Annotated in this window: 2 protein-coding genes and 1 pseudogene; all 3 read right to left on the bottom strand. The window is 57.3% G+C overall.

All coding sequences use genetic code 11. The features are described 5' to 3' along the window. The coding region (locus tag Q0510_RS24270; protein WP_298717733.1) for a family 20 glycosylhydrolase at window positions 1–1,191 on the bottom strand (1,191 nt) is incomplete at its 3' end. Then, window positions 1,191–2,351: a sialidase family protein gene (locus tag Q0510_RS24265; RefSeq protein ID WP_298717730.1), complete on the bottom strand. Its 1,161-nt coding sequence runs from the start codon at window positions 2,349–2,351 to the stop codon at window positions 1,191–1,193. The genes Q0510_RS24265 and Q0510_RS24270, both read right to left, overlap by 1 nt. Window positions 2,352–2,353: 2 nt before the next feature. Further along, window positions 2,354–2,720 (bottom strand): annotated as a pseudogene (locus tag Q0510_RS24260) (sialate O-acetylesterase); the annotation flags it as partial.

The following is a 2,720-nucleotide window of genomic DNA, read 5'->3' as shown; positions in this document are numbered from 1 at the left end:
CCGGTCGTGCCAGAGGCAGAGGGTGGCGCCCAGCGCGGAGGCATCGCCGGCGGGTGTGTTGCAGAACTGGCGCTGGTAGATGCTGATGACGCTTTCGAGCGGGTCCATGTGGTTGATGTACAGCTGGCGGGAATCGATGTATTGAATGGAGTCGTTGCCATGATCAACTGTTCCTTCCGACCACAGCTGCCGGATCACACTTTCCGGGAAATTGCCGCCGGGCATCCAGCCGATTACTTTCTTGCCCAGGCTTTCCGCCAGCCGCGTCATTTCCGGCAGGAAGCGCGGGTTGGTGATTTTCACTTCATCCGCGCCGATGTGGAGATACGGCAGATCATATTCCCGGCAGAAATCTTTCACGATCTGCGCCACGATGGCCATCCCGGAATCGCTTTGCATATCGTAACCCATCGCCCTGCGGAATGCGGCGCTGTGGCCGGGCATATCGATTTCGGGCACCAGCTCGATATGGCGCTCGCGGCAATAGCGGATGAGCTCGTGGAGGTCCTTTTCGGTATAGAATTTCCCTTTCTGCCGGATCATGTGCCGGGCTTCAGTGAGTTGCGGGTAACGCTTGAAATGAAGCCTCCAGGCCACATCCTCCGTGAAATGAAAATGGAACACATTCAATTTGTACCGGCTCATTACGTCGATCTGCTGCCTGAGGAGATCCATGGGCTGGTAATTGCGGCCTACGTCCACCATGTACGACCGCCAGGAGAACGCCGGCCAGTCGCGGATCGCGCTGCCTTGCACAAAACCACCGGAAGTAAGCTGCCGGAAAGTTTGCAATGCGTTGAAAGCGCCGTGGGCGGAAGGGGTGGTGATCTTCACGGCTTTTTCGCTGACATCGATGGTGTACGATTCGTTCGTGGCCACCGGTGTGGGGATGGAAGCTTTCTCCAGAACGATCACCCGTTCCCGCAGCCTGCCTTTCGCCAGCAGCCGGATATTGCGGAAACCTTCCGCATGCAGCGACGCTTGCAGGCGCAGGGCTTCGGGGCGCAGGGTGGCATCGGCGCAAATAATCGCGGTGCAGGTGGATAGATCGAATTGCGCTTCGCGCCAGGCCAGTTCCATGGGCTCCGGCAACAGGGCGGGTTTTGGCTTTTCAGTCACCGTTGCGCCGGCTTGCAAATGGAAAGCCAGCAGGCACGCGGCCAATAGTCGTGGAAAAAGGAATTTCATCATCAATAAGCAATATTGGTAAATACGATTTGTTTGTAATCGTCGTACTCGAACAGTACGCCCACTTTCTTTTTGCCGGTCTGCACCAGGTCGGAATACGCCGTATGCGAATTGCGGCGCGGATTATCCGGGCGGTTGGCGATGGTAATCTGTTTGTAGTAAGTTTTCCCGTTGTTGCGGCTCACCCGCAGCACGAGGTTGTTGCGTTGCACGGTGTCGGCGTTGTTGCAGACAATCAGCGTGCGGTTGCGGGCGTTCCCGACGCTCAGCACGGAACCCTGGCACACGGGGTCGGGCAGCTGGCGGTCGAAGTACGTCGTGTCCCAGGATTGGCCGCCGTTGCTGCTCTCGGCGATGATGCGGTAGCGGTCGCGGCCCTGCTGGTTGCGTATGTTCATCACCATCCTGTCACCTTTCAGCTGCGCCGCCATGGCTTCGTTGCCGCCGGGGAAAGTCACGGTTTCGCTGAGGTGGAAAGTTTTGCCGTGATCGTCGGTATAATAACCATGCGCTTTGTAGTCCGAGAAATCAGCGATGGGATTACCGGCGGAGTGGTTGGCGGAAACAAAGATGCGGCCTTTGAAACGGCCATCGGCAAACTGCATGGCGTGGCCGGGTGTGTTGGCATAGCTGCGCCAGTCGTCCTGGAAATTGTACGCCGGGTTTTTATCGGGCCTGTTGGGCCGGTGGGTTTGCAAAGTGATATTCACAGGTTCCGACCAGCTATTGCCGCCGTCGGCAGAGGTAACATACCATACTTCGCGCAACCCTTTCCCCTTGCGGACTTCCCCTTCATGATTGTCGCCCGTATTGTAAAACAGGAATACGCGGCCCCTGGGATAAGCCGGATCAGTAAGATCAACCACGGGCGCGGGATTGCCGGCCTGCAGGGTGCTGTAATCCACGACCGTCCGCAGCGCGCTCCAGGTTTTTCCGCCGTCGGTGCTTTCTTTCAATACGATATTGATATCGCCGAAATCTCCGGCGTGATTGACGCGCCCTTCCGCAAAAGCCAGCAGTTTGCCGCCCACGGAAACGATGGCGGGGATGCGGTAACTTTTATGTCCTTCTTCCCCGCTGGTGAAAACGGGCGTGAACGTTTGCGCCCGGGTAATCCGGGCCGACAGCAAAATGACGATGAATAGTAAATACCTGTTGATCATGATCAGTTTTTAAGGTTCGTACGGAGGCGGAAGGTCGAAGCCGGCAAGCCGGCGGCATTCACGAGGTTCGCGTCCGTATACGGCTGCCATCCGTAATATACGAAAGCAGGCCTTTCCGGCGCAGGGATTTCCACGACATTGCCGTGGACCGCTGCGGCCGCGGCATTCGCGCCATCCAGCGAAAACCCCTTCAGCCAGGCGCTGCCAGCCGGTTTCAAACCTTCCGCCCATTTGAAAATTATTCTCACTTTACCATCGGCATACACCGCTTTTTCGGCAAGCGGGCCGGATGGTACTACGTTTTTCATGCTATAATAATCGTACAACGCCCAGGCCGCCAGCCGCTGCCCGACAGTCCGTTTGTCGGTA

The organism is uncultured Chitinophaga sp. (genome assembly GCF_937874145.1).
In the GTDB taxonomy this organism is placed as follows: domain Bacteria; phylum Bacteroidota; class Bacteroidia; order Chitinophagales; family Chitinophagaceae; genus Chitinophaga.
Note: the sequence above shows the minus strand (reverse complement) of the source record. Positions and strands in the feature narration are given on the sequence as shown.

Coding starts and splice junctions, on each gene's coding strand:
- Q0510_RS24265 (WP_298717730.1), bottom strand. CDS start 2,351: ATGATCAACAGGTATTTACTATTCATCGTCATTTTGCTGTCGGCCCGG.